The 14,842-nt window shown below is 57.1% G+C and carries 10 protein-coding genes; all 10 read right to left on the reverse strand.

The window, feature by feature from the left end; translation table 11 throughout:
• Positions 1-33: 33 nt before the first annotated feature.
• Entirely contained in the window at positions 34-1,629 is a 1,596-nt protein-coding gene (locus QBL02_RS04540) for an ABC transporter substrate-binding protein (protein ID WP_282725163.1), read from the reverse strand.
• 196 nt (positions 1,630-1,825) lie between these two features.
• Positions 1,826-3,424 (reverse strand): ABC transporter substrate-binding protein, encoded by a 1,599-nt coding sequence (locus tag QBL02_RS04545; protein ID WP_282725164.1) that lies wholly within the window; start codon positions 3,422-3,424, stop codon positions 1,826-1,828.
• 72 nt (positions 3,425-3,496) lie between these two features.
• Positions 3,497-5,059, reverse strand: a complete 1,563-nt coding sequence (locus QBL02_RS04550; protein ID WP_282725165.1) for a serine hydrolase domain-containing protein — start codon at positions 5,057-5,059, stop codon at positions 3,497-3,499.
• Between the two features lie 146 nt (positions 5,060-5,205).
• Positions 5,206-6,738 (reverse strand): serine hydrolase domain-containing protein, encoded by a 1,533-nt coding sequence (locus QBL02_RS04555; RefSeq protein WP_282725166.1) that lies wholly within the window; start codon positions 6,736-6,738, stop codon positions 5,206-5,208.
• A 282-nt stretch (positions 6,739-7,020) separates the two neighbouring features.
• Complete coding sequence (locus QBL02_RS04560) at positions 7,021-8,136, reverse strand: low specificity L-threonine aldolase (protein ID WP_282725167.1); 1,116 nt, start codon at positions 8,134-8,136, stop codon at positions 7,021-7,023.
• 84 nt (positions 8,137-8,220) lie between these two features.
• On the reverse strand, positions 8,221-9,018 hold the full coding sequence (locus QBL02_RS04565; RefSeq protein WP_282725168.1) for a hypothetical protein: 798 nt from the start codon (positions 9,016-9,018) through the stop codon (positions 8,221-8,223).
• A gap of 10 nt (positions 9,019-9,028) precedes the next feature.
• Entirely contained in the window at positions 9,029-9,736 is a 708-nt protein-coding gene (locus QBL02_RS04570; RefSeq protein ID WP_282725169.1) for a signal peptidase I, read from the reverse strand.
• Positions 9,733-10,629, reverse strand: a complete 897-nt coding sequence (locus QBL02_RS04575; protein ID WP_282725170.1) for a hypothetical protein — start codon at positions 10,627-10,629, stop codon at positions 9,733-9,735. The genes QBL02_RS04570 and QBL02_RS04575 overlap by 4 nt, the downstream gene beginning before the upstream one ends.
• A gap of 5 nt (positions 10,630-10,634) precedes the next feature.
• The gene (locus tag QBL02_RS04580) at positions 10,635-14,006 is read right to left on the reverse strand and encodes a BspA family leucine-rich repeat surface protein (protein ID WP_282725171.1); all 3,372 of its coding nucleotides are present in this window, start codon (positions 14,004-14,006) and stop codon (positions 10,635-10,637) included.
• A gap of 78 nt (positions 14,007-14,084) precedes the next feature.
• Complete coding sequence (locus tag QBL02_RS04585) at positions 14,085-14,687, reverse strand: alternate-type signal peptide domain-containing protein (protein WP_282725172.1); 603 nt, start codon at positions 14,685-14,687, stop codon at positions 14,085-14,087.
• Between the last annotated feature and the right edge of the window lie 155 nt (positions 14,688-14,842).

A 14,842-nucleotide genomic window follows, 5' to 3' on the forward strand; every position in this document is an offset into this window, starting at 1 on the left:
GCGGCGCGAAGCGGCTGCTGCGGATCCCGCGAACTAGTCGACCAAAATGACGCCGGTCACGAACATGTCGAGACCAACCACCGGCACCAGCGCTTTCACACCATTGCCGTAGGCCACATCAGGCCGCATAGCAAACGGCACATAGTCGGCTGCGCTGTACATTGCTGCCTCTGCCTGCTCCCAGCTTGGGCAAGCTGCTGCTCCCGAGAAACCAGAAGCTTCTGCAACGAGGCGATCAAACTCGGTGTTCTTCAGTTCACCGAAGTTGTTGCCCTGGACCGGAGCTGGGCCACTCACGAAGGCGGCCAGAGTGTTCGGCACAATGTGGTTTGGTGCGAGCCACATCGCTTCGAACTCCTTTGCGGCTCCACCAGCAAAGATCTTTTCGCTGAATGCGCTGTAGTCGCTGCCGTGCTGGTTCACCTTGACACCAATCGCGCTCCACTGCTCACCGATCATCTCAGCGGTTGCGGCGTTCTCGGCCCAGCGGGTCTGCCATGCGAAATCAATCTCGAGCGGCTTGCCGTTTTTCTCTCGAATCCCCTTTGAGTTCTTCACCCAACCGGCTTCGTCAAGCATCTTTTCTGCTGCCTCAACATCGTGGCTTGGCAGGTTCGGAGTCGCCGCGTCGTACTGGCAAATCTCTGGCGAGACCACGGCGATACGGGTAGCGCGTTCACCCTTGCCCTCGGTATTCACAGCCATCAGTGCGTCAAGGTCAAGTGCTTTCGTTAAAGCGACACGCACGTTTTCGTCCTCGGTTGGTGCGCCTGGCGCTTGACTGTAGACGAAGCCACCACTGAGCAGGTTTGTTGAAACGATTGGCTCAAGACTCGAAGCGACACGTTCGCCGTCTGCGCCTGGGATCGCGGCAATGTTGAGGTCACCTGCAAGCAGCAGATTTGCGCGCGTACTGTTGTTCGGAATCACCCGAATCACAACCTGCTTTGGCACGCCAGGCGTGTCTGCGGTTGGCGCACCCTCGGCTGCCCAGGTGTAGTCGTCACGGCGCTCGAAGGTGTAGTGGTCGCCCGGAGCCGCTTCGGTCAGCTTGTACATTCCGCTGCCGTTGGTTCCGATTTTCACGCTGTCGGGGTTGTCGAGAGCGCCCTGGCAGTAGATGGGGTTCACACCAAGCACGGGCAGCAGGAACGAGTTCGGTGTACCGGTGGTGAGGGTCACGGTGTTGCCCTCGTTCTCGACCGAAGCATCGGTGGGAATGATGAGGCCAGCGAGCGCCGAACCGTTTGCGGGGTCGATGATCCAGCGATAATTGTTTGCCACGGTTTCGGCAGTGAGTGGGGTGCCATCTGAGCACACCGCATCTTCACGAATCTCGAATTTCACCGAGGTTGGGGTTTCTTCCCACGAGGTTGCGAGCCATCCGTGCACCTTGCCTTCTTTGTCATAGTAGACAGGTGCTTCATAGGCCCAGGGGAACACGTAGCTCAGTGTTGCGCTCGAATTCAGCGGCTGAAAAAGGTTGCCTGGATCTTCGTTGATCGCATAGTTCAGTGTGCCGTCAATTACCGGTTCGCCACTGCCACCACCACTGCCGCCACCCGCGCTGCACCCGCTCAACGCCAGCGCACCAATAGCCAAGAAAGCGGCGATCGTCTGCTTTTTCATTGTGTTCCCCTTTTCTATTATTTGTCGTCTGTTGAAAGCCCGGTCGTTGAGCCCTAAAAAATCAAAAAGTGAGTCGTCTTCCTGCGCGCATGAAAGGAATCGCAGGAAGACGGTGGGCAACGTCTGCAGCGGATCGGGACTACCGACGAGTCGGATCCGCACATCGCGTCTAGCGGGATGTGCGGATCCGTCAGACCTACTTGACCAAAATCACGCTCGGGAAGTACTGATCGAGCGTGGCGTCGTCAAACATTCTCGCGATGCCATTGCCGTACACGACGTCCTCGCGCATTGCGAAAGGTACATAGTCGGCTGCTCGATACATTTCGTTCTCGGCCGCCTGCCAACTTGGGCAAGCATCCGAGCCAGAGAATGATGAGGCCTCTTCAGCCAGGCGAGTGAACTCCGGGTTCTTCACCTCGCCAAGGTTTTTGCCAGCCGGCGCTGCCGGACCGCTGAAGAAGTTCGAGAGCACATCGGGCACTGCATAGTTTGGCGCGATCCACATCACGTCGTACTTGCTTGCCGCGCCTGGCACGGAAGTCTTCTCAGCGAACGCAGAGTAGTCGCTTCCCTCTTGGTTTACCTTCACCCCGACGGCCTTCCACTGTTCACCGATCATCTCTGCGGTCGCAGCGTTTTCCGGCCAGCGAGTTTGCCAAGCAAAATTCAACTCAAGCGGCTCGCCATCTTTCGCGCGCATCCCGTCTGCGCCTTTCACCCAGCCAGCTTCATCAAGCATCTTCTCAGCGGCTGCCACATCATGGCTTGGCAGATTTGGGGTGGCCGCGTCGTACTGGCAGATGTCTGGTGAAACCACCGCGAGACGCGGGGCACGCTTTCCCTTGCCTTCAGTGTTCACTGCCATGAGCGCATCAAGGTCGAGTGCCTTGGTGAGTGCAATACGAACATTTTCATCTGCGGTTGGCATGCCCTCTGCTTGGCTGTACACAAAGCCGCCCGTAACCAGATTGATTGCGTACGCGGGCGACATTGTTGAGGCAACCCGCGCAGCATCCGAAGCGGAGACACTCGCTATGTTCAAGTCACCAGAGAGCAGCATGTTTGCTCTCGTGCTGGGGTTGGTGATGACGCTAATCACCACGTTCTTTGGCACTCCGGGGGTATCACCATTTGGCGCGCCCTCTGGTGCCCAGTTGTACTCATCTCGACGTTCGAGTGTGTAGTGATCACCTGGCACCGATTCAACCAGCTTGTACATCCCTGTGCCATTGGTCCCGAGCTTCACGCTTTCAGGGTCGTCAAGCGCAGCCTGGCAGTAGATCGGGTTCGCCCCAATCGATCCCATCAGGAATGAGTTGGGGGTGCTGGTAGTCAGCGTCACAGACGTGTCGTCGTTTTCTACTACCGTGTCGGTTGGCACGGTGAGCCCGGCGAGTGCCGAACCGTTTGCCGGGTCGGTGATCCAGCGGAAGTTGTTCGCCACTGTCTCTGCTGTGAGTGGGGTGCCGTCCGAGCAAATCGCATCATCGCGAATCTCAAAGTGCAGCGAAGTTGGGGTTTCTTCCCACGAGGTCGCGAGGCGGCCCTGCGGCTTTCCGTCTTGATTGTAAAAGACGAGAGTCTCGTAGACCCACGAGGTGATGTATGGGAGCGTGCCACTTGAATTCAATAAGCGAAACAGACTCCCTGGATCATCATTGATCGCGTAGTTCAAAGTGCCATCAATAACAGGTTCGCCGGCTACGTTGCCGGCACTGTTTGCTCCCCCGCTGCAAGCAGTCAGCGCCAGGGCGCCGACGGCCGCAAGCGAGGCAATCGTGTACTTTTTCATTGGGTTCCTTTGCGTCGTTAAGAGATGGGTCTGCCAAATTGAGTTGACGATCCACCGCTGAAAAACAAAAACTCAGTCGGTACTGCGCTGCAATTCAGCCTCGAATACGCCAACGGCGAGACGTACCCGGTTTGGCTCGGCGCGATCGACGACAAGCCACCCTGCCGGCAATTCACCAAGCCAGAGCTCTTCGGTCTGCCCAACTGGGAGAACCGGGAGCTTTTGATCACCGGGCAAGATCACGGTCAGCTGCTCTTCAAGCTGGGTGATTTGTACTTCCCGGTTCCATCCGGGCTCACGGTAGAGCCCGACCGCTGCGCTCGGGGGTGGCCCGGCTGCAGCAAGTTTTGAGTACGGCACGTTGACCCCGAACGCGGTCGCGATGTGCAGTCGCCCGTCGATCATTTCGATCAGGCTGAAATCGTCTTCTCGTGTCCAGCGGCGTTCGCCGTTGCGTTGCATCACGAATCCTGGGCCTGCCAGGCGAAGTTTTGCATTGAGATTTCCGTCAGCAAGCACCTCAAGCTGAACGATGTTGTGGCCTTCATCTGAGTACCAGAACCCGGCGATGCCAGCCAGCGAACTTGCCAGTTGGAATGCTCGCCAGGCGTTGTCTGGCGCCGAATAGTCGCTTCGATTTGAGAAGCAGGCAACACTCAGCCCGGTTACCTGGTCGACGAGCGAGTAGGCGGTGTAGCCCCACATGCCACCGCTGTGGCACTGCGCGATCGTCTCGCCGCGCTGCTCGTGCTCGATTCCGAGGCCGTAGCTTGAAACCTGACCGTCGGCGAGCACTACGCGTTCGAACAATTCTTCGCGCACGTCTTTGCCGAGCACGCGCCCGTCTCGCAGGAACGCATGCCATTTGCCGAAGTCGTTCAGGGTGCTGATCACTTGGCCGCCGCCGCTCACGTTGCGCACGGGTTCAACTTCACCAACGCCCATGCTCACGCGCACAAAGCTTCCGTCTGGCTGGGCGGTGAAGCTCATCGCCATGCCCTGCTCGAATTGGCCGAGTGTGCGAATAATGAAGCTGTCGTTCATGCCGAGCGGTCGAAACACCGATTCTTCTACAAGCGACGGAAACTCAATTCCGCTTGCGCGCTCTGCGGCGAGCGCGGCGAGCGCAAAGCCGGTGTTCGAGTAGCCCTGATTGGTTCCTGGCACGTAGCTGCCCTTGGTGACGGTACTGATCCACGAAAGAAACGTATCGAGGGAATTAATCTCGATGAGCGCGACACCGGCGACCATAGCTGCCGCATAGTAGTCGGGCACGCCGGCGGTGTGGTTCAGGCAATTGCGGACGGTGACGCCCTCAAGTTTCAGCTCTGGCACCCAGCGGCGAATGTCTTCATCAAGGTCGAGCTCGCCGTGTTTTGCTGCCATCAATACGGTAGTTGCCGAGATCTGCTTGCTCACCGAGGCGATGTACATGAGAGTGGTCTCGGTGAGCGGCTCAGGTGTCGTCTTGGTGATGTCGTCGACTCCGGCACACGCGCTCGCGATCATCTCGCCATCACGGTACACAGCGATCACTGCGCCCGGTTGGCTTGCGCTGATCTTCGGGGCAAGCAACTCGTTGTGCAGTTGTGCGCTGAGCGTGGTGTCCATGTGCGATTCTGGCCTTTTCTTCATTGCTTGGGCGAAATTCTTTGCTGTCGGCGGTCGCTGAGGGGTACCGATCTCGTCGAGAACGAGCGCTAGTTTGTGTTGTTTCGCTCGTTTTCGGCGGTTGCGATGTGTTTTGGTACTTTCGGTACTTTTCGGTGGCGGTGGATCGCCTAGCTCTTGGCTCGCGTCAGTTCTGCGGCAAATGAGCCTCGGGTGTAGCGCACTCCGCCGCCGGGCTCGCGATCCACAACGAGAAGTCCGAACGCGGTTTCGCCGAGCCAGACTTCTTCGGTCTGCCCCCAGGGCGTAATGGCGAGTTCGTTTCCGTCAGCCAGCACCAGCGTGAGCCCGGTGTCGCGCTGTTCAATCTTGAGCTCTCGCTGCCAGGTTGGTTCGCTGTAGTTGCCTAGCGTGCCGTCTGGTAGTGGTCCGGCGACCTCGACTCGGGAGTAGGGCATTTTCAGTTCAAACATCGGCGCGATGTAGAGGCGACCGTCGATCAGCTCGACCGCGGCGAATCCACCGTCGCGACTCCAGGAGGTCTTGGTGAGGCGGCGCAGCGTGGTGCCCGGCGCGCTTGAGTGTAGTTTGATTTGCACGTTGCCGTCGACGAGGGTGTCTAGTTGTACTCCGTGAAAACTCTGTTCTGAGAACCAGCGGCCCGAGATTCCTCCGCTTGTGGTCGCCAGCTGGTAGGCGCGCCACGCGTATTCTGGCGACATGAAGTCCCCGCGGTTTGAGAAGCATGCGACGCTCAACCCGCTGGTTTGGTCGACGAGTGAGAACGCGGTGTAGCCCCACATGCCACCGCTGTGGCTTTGCACGACGGTGTCGCCTCGACGTTCGTTATCGATTCCGAGTGCGTAACTTGAGATTCGTCCGTCGTCGAGCACTGCGCGCTGAATCAGTTGATTGCGAATGTCTCGGCCAAGTACTCGACCGTCGCGCAAGAAACCGTGCCACTGACCGAAATCGGCGAGGCAGCTGACAATCTCGCCGTCGCCAAACACGCTGCGCACCGTTGGTTCGGTACCGACGCCCATCGGCACCTCTTCGAATGTGCCGCCCGTTGCCGGTTTGAAGCTGAGGGCCATGTTCGGCCGGGTTTCGCCGACTTTGCTCGCGGCAAAACTTCGGGTCATGCCGAGTGGCCGCAAGACTGTCGCTTCGATCAGGGTAGGAAACTCAACTCCTGTGGCGCGCTCGGTTGCGAGGGCCGCTGCGACATAGCCGGTGTTCGAGTATGCCTGGCTTGTGCCGGGCAGGAAGTCTGGTTTTGTGACGGTACCGAGCCACGCGGTGAACTTTTCAAGCTCAACGCTTTCGACGACCGAGATGCCTGCAACAAAGGCAACGGCAAAGTAGTCGGGTAGTCCGGCGGTGTGGTTCAGGCAGTTGCGCAGTGTGATTCCGGGCAGCTGGAGTTCGGGCAGCCAGCGGCGGATGTCTTCGTCGAGGTCAACCGAGCCGTTCTTGGCTGCCAGCAGAATTGTGGTGGCGGCGATCTGTTTACTCACCGAGGCGATGTTCAGCAGGGTCTCTTCGCTCAGCTGTTCTGGCGCTGCAATGTTGGTTACACCGCGGCATGCGCTTGCGATCATTTCGCCGTCTCGATACACCGCGATTACGGCGCCTGGCTCGTCTGCACCGATGCGACCCACCAGCAAATCGCTGTGTAGCCTTTCGCTGAGTGCAGTATCCATTGAATACACCTGAGCCTTTCTCACCACGTCGTTGTGTGTCTGGCGTCGCAGAGCTAAAAGTTGCAACTCACGCCAGCCTATTTGTCTGTCAACGCACAAAAATGTTGAGCTCGACGAAAGCAGAGCGAAATGCCCGTTCGATCCGACAAGTACTTAGGTGTGGCGCCAGTTCTGGCTCATCGAAAACACCTGGTTTTATCGAGATCGCCTGGTTTTTCGCGCGCAAAAGAGGCGATCTCGACAAAACCAGGCGATCTCACGCTTCGATTAGGGCGCGCTGGATCACTCAGCCCCTGAGATAACCGACAGGAGGGCGTCAACATCAGCTTCAGTGGTGTCGAACGAACACATCAGGCGCACCAGGCGCGGATCGCCTGGCCAGTCGTAGAAGTGGAATGCGTCGTGGGCGCGAGCCTTGATGTCTGCTGGCAGTTCGGCGAAGACAACGTTTGACTGGGTCGCGTAGGGCAACACAATTTCAGTGTTGGAATCTTCGGCAATCAGTTTTTCGAGCCCGGCACGGAGCCGATCTGCCATCGCGTTTGAGTGGCCTGCAGAGCGCAGCCAAAGATCACCCTCGTAGAGGGCGGCGAGTTGTGCAGAGACGAAACGCATCTTCGAGCCGAGCTGCATGTTCAGCTTGCGCAGGTATGCGAGCCCCGGCACGGCCTGCGGGTTCAGCGCGATCACGGCTTCTGCACCGAGCAGGCCGTTTTTGGTGCCGCCAAGGCTGAGCACGTCTACGCCAGCGTCGACGGTGAGCTCGGCAAGGCTTGTGCCAAGGCGAGCAGCTGCATTGCTGAGGCGGGAGCCGTCCATGTGCAGCACCATGCCGCGCTCGTGAGCGTGGTCGGCAAGCGCACGCACTTCTGTCGGGGTGTAGCAGGTGCCGAATTCGGTGCTCTGCGAGATTGAGATGGCGAGTGGCTGTGCACGATGTTCGTCGCCCCAGCCCCAGGCTTCACGGTCTACGAGCTCTGGCGTCAGTTTGCCGTCGGGAGAAGGCACCCCAAGAATCTTGATCCCCGCGACTTTCTCTGGCGCACCGCCCTCGTCTACGTTGATGTGTGCGCTGCGCACGGTCACGACAGCACCCCAGCGGGGCAGGGCCGCCTGAAGCGAGAGCACGTTTGCGCCGGTACCGTTAAAGACTGGGTAGGCCTCGGCGTTCACACCGAAGTGACCCCGCACGATCTCGCTGAATCGCTCAGTCCAGGCATCTGTGCCGTATGCAGAGGCATGCCCAACATTTGCCGCAGTGATTGCAGCAATCACCTCGGGGTGTGCACCCGAATAGTTGTCTGAGGCGAAGCCTCGCGGATGCGCTGCGAGCGTGCTGTTGACGGCTGGAAGATCGCTTGCGCCTGCAACGGCGTTGTCTGGGCTGGTCTGCTTCACGAGGTCAGCTTAACGTGCGGCGAGAGCTTCTTGCCAGGCGCGACATGTTTACGAGCTGTCTTGCAAATAGTGTCAGGTTCACGGCTATTTTTTTGATCTGAGTTCGCGTCGTTTGGGAAGGCGCTGACTGGGCGCAGCCGCCACATCAGATTCACGAGTTGTGGCACTTTGCTGCGCCCCAACCTTAGCTTCTGCCTTTGCCGAGAGGCCTTTGGGGTTTGCACGATGCCGCCATATCGCCCGGCCAAATAGAAACAGCGCCCACGCATAGCCGACTACCGCAATGCCAATGATCGCGACCGAGCGGTTGCCCTCATCATGATTCAGCCAGGTATTAAATGTGCCGATGGGTGGTGGCAGGTGGTACCAGACGGTACCGCGAATTTGATAGTCGGAAACCTTGTCTCGATCGGGCACCCGGTTGTTATCGCCCTTGGTGGTGTAGGCCATGACGCCGTCGGCGTGTGCGGTCATGCTCACGATGCGGTGGATGATGATCGTCGGGTCGTTGCGGTCTGGCTGGTAGGCGACCACTGCTCCAAGTTGCAGGCTGCTGAAGTCTGATCGGGCACGAATCTCTTCGGGCGTAAGTACGGTGAGTTCGTCGCGGCTGAGTGGGCTGTTCGGCTTAATAATCGCGAGGCTGCCAACCGGCATACTCGGTGCCATTGAGTCGGACAGAATTGTGACCGGAACGGCGCCTGCAAACTTTGGGATCACCACAACAATGCTTGAAGCGGCGAGCGCAATACCGAGCAATCCGTAGGAAAGCCCCTGCAGAACGGTGTTGAACCATGAGTTCGGCGGGGTTTCTGGTTTGAGTTCAGGTTTCAGTTCTGAGTTGACTCCAGCTTGTGAATCTGGCTCGGCTTTGACTGACATTTCGGCGCGGCTATTCTTCGGCGGTGTTCGTCTCTGGCGTTGCGGTAGGCGCGTCGGCGATGCTGGCTCTAACGTCACGTAAGGCTCGGCGGCGAGCGCGCGCCGGTACGATGAACTGCATGAGTGCCCAGAAGTAGCCAACCGCGGCAATAATGATGATCGCAATCATGTGGTTTGTTGTGTCGTGGTTCAGCCAGGTATTGATTGTGCCGATGGGTGGCGGCAGGTGGTACCAGACGGTTCCTCTGATCTGAAAGTCGAATACCGGGTCACGGTCTTCCGTGTTGTTGTTGTCGCCTTTCGTGATGTATTCCATGCTGCCGTCACCGTGTGCGGTCATTCTGACGATACGGTGAATGATGAGCGTCGGGTTCTTGGGGTCTGGTTGGTACGCGACTATGTCGCCGTTGCTCAGCGTCGAATAGTCTGAGGCGTTTCGAATCTCTTCGGGCGAGCGCGTGGTGAGCGCTGCTTGATCCAGCGCGCTGTTTGGCCGAATGATGGCGAGGCTGCCCACTGGCATTGTCGGAGCCATCGAATCCGAAAGAATTGTTACCGGAATCGCACCGGCGACCTTTGGAATGATGATTGCGACACAGGCGAAGGCGAGCGCAGCACCGAGCAGAGTGTAGGAAATCAGACGCAGTATGACATTGAAGAAAGAAAACTTGCTGCGTGGGGGCACAAGCGTCTCTACGGGGGTGGTTTGAAGGGTCATGATTGGCTCCCTATGAGCTCGCGTTCAGATTCAAGTTGTGCAGCGCTCTCGAGTTCTGAGCTTTCGACTGCGTGCAGCAGCCAGGCGGGCGCTATGAGTTTCTGGGGGTCTTGCGTGTGTGTTACCGCTGAGGTGTCGCCTGGCCCTTGGGGGCCTTGACGTTTCTGTTGTTTCGTTTGCGCGGGCGGCTCTATCTCGCCTGGTTTGTGGCGGCGGAAAGCTCGCCAGAAGAGGGTGAGCGCCCAGATGTAGCCTGCGCCTGCCACGATGATCACCGCAATGAAGTGGTTGGTGGGGTCATGGTTCAGAAAGGTGTTAATTGTGCCGAGCGGCGGTGGCAGGTGGTACCAAACCACTCCCCTAATCTGAAAGTCAGCGACGGCGTCTCTGTCGGGTACCCGGTTGTTGTCGCCCTTGGTGGTGAAGCTAAAACTGCCGTCGGCGTGCGCGCTGACGCTCACGATTCGGTGAATAACAAGCGTCGCGTTGCGCGGGTCTGGTTGATACGCGACCACATCGCCGATAGAAAGATTCGAATAGTCGGAGGCCTCACGAATCTTTCCTGGCGATCTGGTCTGAATCTCGGCCATATCGAGCGGGCTTGTCGGTTTGATAATCGAGAGGCTGCCGAGCGGCATGCTCGGCGCCATTGAGTCAGAGAGAATTGTGACCGGCACCGCGCCACCGAGTTTCGGTACGACGATGGTTGAACCGGTAAAGGCGACAGCCACAAGCAAGAGCGAATATGAAAACACCCGCAACAGCAGGTTGATCGCCTGTTGCGTTTTGCTCGGTTCGGCTTCGCCCGCCGGATGGCGAGCAGCCGAAGTGTGCCGGGGCTGAGCATTCACGCTCAGCCCCGGCACACCCAGCGCTTGCAGTGAAATGGCCATCTTCTTTATTGCCAGGCCAGTGGCCAGCGGTACTTAAACTCCGGCGCGAGACCCGGTGTATTAAAGTTCCAGGTAACAGGAATCGTGGAAATCTTTGCTACGTTCCAGGCTGAAAGATCGCGGTCAAACACTGAATTACCGCTGAACATAAAATCCATGTTGGTGACGTTCGAGACATCCCAGTTGTAAAGGTCTTGATTGAATACACCCTGGCCGAAGGTAAAATTCATGTTGGCAACACTGCTAACGTTCCAGTTGTTCAGTGGCTGGTCAAAAGCAGAAGCACCGCGGAACATGTATGAAATGTCCGTCACGTTTGTCATGTTCCAGCTATCCAGCGACTGATTAAATTGGTACGCCGCGTAAAACATCTTGGATGTTGTCGTAACACCCGACATATTCCATGAGCCGATGGGCTGATCGAAGAGATACGCGGCTTCGAACATACTTGCCGTGTTGACCAAAGAAGTAGTTACCCAGTTCTTGATCGAATCGCTGCCGTCATTATTGAAGGCCTGAGAACTCCGGAACATGCCAGACATTGTGCTGACGTTGGCAACATTCCAATTACCTAGAGACTGATTAAACGTCGAGGCTCTTTCGAACATTTGGTCCATGTGCGTCACGTTGCCAACGTTCCAGGCGCCAATGGGCTGGTTGAACGCGGCCGCATAATTAAACATGCCGCTCATATCGGTCACGTTAGAGACATCCCATGAACTGATGTCTTGGTTGAACGCGGCCGCATAACTGAACATGAACTTCATGTTGGTAATCGTTGCGGGGGGTGCCGCAACAGACTGCAGGTTGGACGCAGAATCAAACGCCGATGTAGCGTCGGTCACACCGTTCGCATCCCATTGAGAGACCGAAATCAACCCAGCGTTTGAAGTATTCGCCACGGTATTTCCGTATGAGGTGAACTCACCCCTAATCTTCACCGTGTACGTGCCGGCAACCGCATAGTTATGCGTCGGGTTTGCAGACACGACGGTCTGCACCGGTGAACCATCACCCCAGTCGATCGTGACCGTTCCGAGCGACAACCCGCCAACCGGCACCAACACATTATTCGTCGCACCAGGTAGCGAAGTGTCATAGTTCAACACCATCTGCGGCAACGGCTGCCACGGCAACGGCCAACGATAGTTAAACGTCGACGACAAGCCTGGGGCGTTGAAATTCCAATAAAACGGCATCGTGGGGAGCAGTGCACCCACATCCCAGCCCGACAGATCCTGCGCAAACGCCGATGCAGACACAAACATCATGTTCATAAAAGCGACATTCGCCACATCCCAGCCACTAATGTCCTGGTTAAACGCCGATGCAGACTGAAACATCCCATTCATAGAAGTGACATTCGACACATCCCAGCCACCAATATCCTGGTTAAACGCCGATGCGTCAAAAAACATGGCGTCCATGGATGTCACGTTCGCCACATTCCAAGCGGAGAGATCACCATTGAAGATGGTCGCTCCCTCAAACATGGACATCATCCTGGTAATCGTTGCCGGAGGAGTTGCAACAAACTGCAAGTTGTACGCAGAATGAAACGCCGCTGTCGCGTCGGTCACACCATTCGCGTCCCAGCGAGACACCGAAACGAGACCCGCATGCGAACCGTCATACGCTGGATTACCAAATCGCGTGAACTTGCCCTTAATTGTCACCGTATATGGGCCAGCAACCGCATAGTTATGCGTCGGGTTCGCAGACACGACGGTCTGCACGGGAGAACCATCACCCCAGTCGATCGTGACCGTTCCAAGCGTCAGCCCTCCAACCGGCACAGCCACATTATTCGTCGCACCAGGCAGCGAAGTGTTGTAGTTCAACACCATCTGCGGCATTGGTTGCCACGGCAACGGCCAACGATAGCTGAACGCAAGCGCCAGGCCAGGGGCACCTTGGTTCCAGGACAGCGGCATCGTTGGGAGGTTGGCGGCAACGTCCCAGAGTGAAAGATCTTGCGCAAACCCTGTCGCCGCAAAGAACATGTAGTTCATATTGGTGACATTGGCAACATTCCACGCACCAATATCCTGATTGAACAGCACCGTGTTCGAGAACATGAACGACATATTTGTGACGTTTGCCACATTCCAAGCGGAAATATCTTGGTTAAACCCAGACGCAGCCGTAAACATTGAAGACATGTCAGCTACATTCGCAACATTCCAACCGCCAATCGGCTGGTTAAACGCCGTTGCGTAGGCAAACATGCCCTGCATGTCTGTGACGTTCGTCACATTCCAGTCGGAGACGTCACCGTTAAATCCGTACGCTTCAACGAACATGTACTGCATATTGGTAATCGAGGCCGGAGGCCTCGCAACACTCGCCAGGTTATATGCCGCAGAAAACGCCCATGCAGCATTGGTCACACCATTTGCATCCCAACGAGACACTGAAACAAGACCAGCGCGCGAGGTGTCGGGCTCATTGTCCAAACCAAAACGGGTGAACCCGCCCGTAATTGTTACCGTGTACGGGCCAGCAACCGCATAAACATGCGTCGGGTTCGCAGACACGACAGTCTGCACAGGAGAACCATCACCCCAGTCGATCGTGACCGCACCAAGCGACAACCCGCCAAGTGGCACCAACACATTATTCGTCGCACCAGGCAGCGAAGTGTCGTAGTTCAACACCATCTGCGGAATACCCAGGTGAATATCTTGCAGCGGCACATCGAGCGGGTAAAGCGTGTCTTGCCAAACAGTGCCAGTGCTGAGCACTAATTGAGCAGCCGAGAGGTTAATCAGCTCACCATTAAACATGGCCTCACTCGTCGAGGTGAGGCTGAGTGTGATGGTGACTGTCTGTTCATCAGGTGAGACGACGAGTTCGCTCGTGCTCACCGACACATCAAGCGAATCTCGCACCGATTCTGGCAGAGTCCAGCCGCTCAGTTCGAGCTTTGGCTCCATGTTTGAACCGGTGACTTTCACTCTTGTATCAAATGACACGGTGAAGGTCTCTCCAGGGCGCAACACGTCATGATTCGGGTCAAAGGCGGATTGATCGAGCAGGTATACCGGTGATCCGGTCGACAAGATCTCTACTTGGCCGGTTGAAATGTTCCCAGACACTGCCGCGGCAGTGGTGTCGCCCCAAAGAGAATAGGCTCCCATGCCCTTCGGCAGAATCGCAGTTGCGGCGAGAACCGAAACTGCAAGAAACATGACAAACACCGCACGCATTGGTGAGCGCCGTTGCCTTGAGGCCAGCACAGCAGATTCGTGCGAGTGGCGAGCCGAACGAGGATTTCGGGCGCCGAGAAAGGCAAACGAGTGCACCGCCGAGCGATCCAGGCTGAGCCTAAACCGCTTCGAGGGTGCACCATGCGCGTGCCTTGGGGCCGAAGACATAACCATACTTCCTGCTCGGAGGGGGTAGACCCCGGTTAGAGTTTGATCTTCTAACCGGGGCCATTTGGGATGCTTTAGTTATGGAGTCACTGGTGCTGGGGTAGGTGCCTGAACCTGATCCAGCTGAACAGTAAGCGCGCTCAGATCAATCACGTTTGCTGCGTCCTGGCCGAGCAGCCCAGTGATCTGATCGCTGAACTTCACGGTGATCTTCACTGGAACACGCTGTGGGTTCACATCTGGGAAGATCGTCTGGTTTGCGTTGTTCACGCTCACCGTGATGAAGCCATCCCAATCAGGGTCGTTGATCGTGTACGAGCTCTGATCAATGCTGAACTCACCCAGCATGTCGTCACCGGTCACGAGAACATTCGCGAAGGTGTTGTAGATCAGTTCGTCACCGGGCGATACCAACCAGTTGGCGATATCGGCGATTGGCGTTTCGATACCGGTAATGCCGGTGCCGGTCATATCGGTATCGTTATTAGCGAAGTACCAGTCGCCAGCTTCGACATCCTGGATGCGGAGCTGACCGGTAGTGATGGAATCGTTGATTCCACCAGTAGCTGTGTCTTGCCAGAGCGAGAAACCACCGAAACCGCCAAGCAGAACGGCAGTGGCAACGGTTGCGGCTACAGCGCCGCGTGCGGCGGCGCCGCCGCGCTTCTTGTTAATAGACATGAGTGATGGTCTCCCTTTCGTTGAGTCAATGGACCACCACTAGCTTCAATCTGGTTTGGTATACAAACAACCACTAAAAGGGGCGAAAAACTACTCAAGTTTGAGGGTCGCTACTCAGACGTACGCTTGGTCTCACGGACTCGCAAAAAGCCGTT

This window comes from Leucobacter sp. UT-8R-CII-1-4, from assembly GCF_030010235.1.
Lineage (GTDB): Bacteria > Actinomycetota > Actinomycetes > Actinomycetales > Microbacteriaceae > Leucobacter.

Bases quoted from the DNA above. Each gene is read 5' to 3' on its own strand.
- QBL02_RS04575 (WP_282725170.1), bottom strand. From the start codon at position 10,629: ATGGCCATTTCACTGCAAGCGCTGGGTGTGCCGGGGCTGAGCGTGAAT.
- QBL02_RS04545 (WP_282725164.1), bottom strand. From the start codon at position 3,424: ATGAAAAAGTACACGATTGCCTCGCTTGCGGCCGTCGGCGCCCTGGCG.
- QBL02_RS04570 (WP_282725169.1), bottom strand. From the start codon at position 9,736: ATGACCCTTCAAACCACCCCCGTAGAGACGCTTGTGCCCCCACGCAGC.
- QBL02_RS04580 (WP_282725171.1), bottom strand. From the start codon at position 14,006: ATGTCTTCGGCCCCAAGGCACGCGCATGGTGCACCCTCGAAGCGGTTT.
- QBL02_RS04555 (WP_282725166.1), bottom strand. From the start codon at position 6,738: ATGGATACTGCACTCAGCGAAAGGCTACACAGCGATTTGCTGGTGGGT.
- QBL02_RS04585 (WP_282725172.1), bottom strand. From the start codon at position 14,687: ATGTCTATTAACAAGAAGCGCGGCGGCGCCGCCGCACGCGGCGCTGTA.
- QBL02_RS04565 (WP_282725168.1), bottom strand. From the start codon at position 9,018: ATGTCAGTCAAAGCCGAGCCAGATTCACAAGCTGGAGTCAACTCAGAA.
- QBL02_RS04550 (WP_282725165.1), bottom strand. From the start codon at position 5,059: ATGAAGAAAAGGCCAGAATCGCACATGGACACCACGCTCAGCGCACAA.
- QBL02_RS04540 (WP_282725163.1), bottom strand. From the start codon at position 1,629: ATGAAAAAGCAGACGATCGCCGCTTTCTTGGCTATTGGTGCGCTGGCG.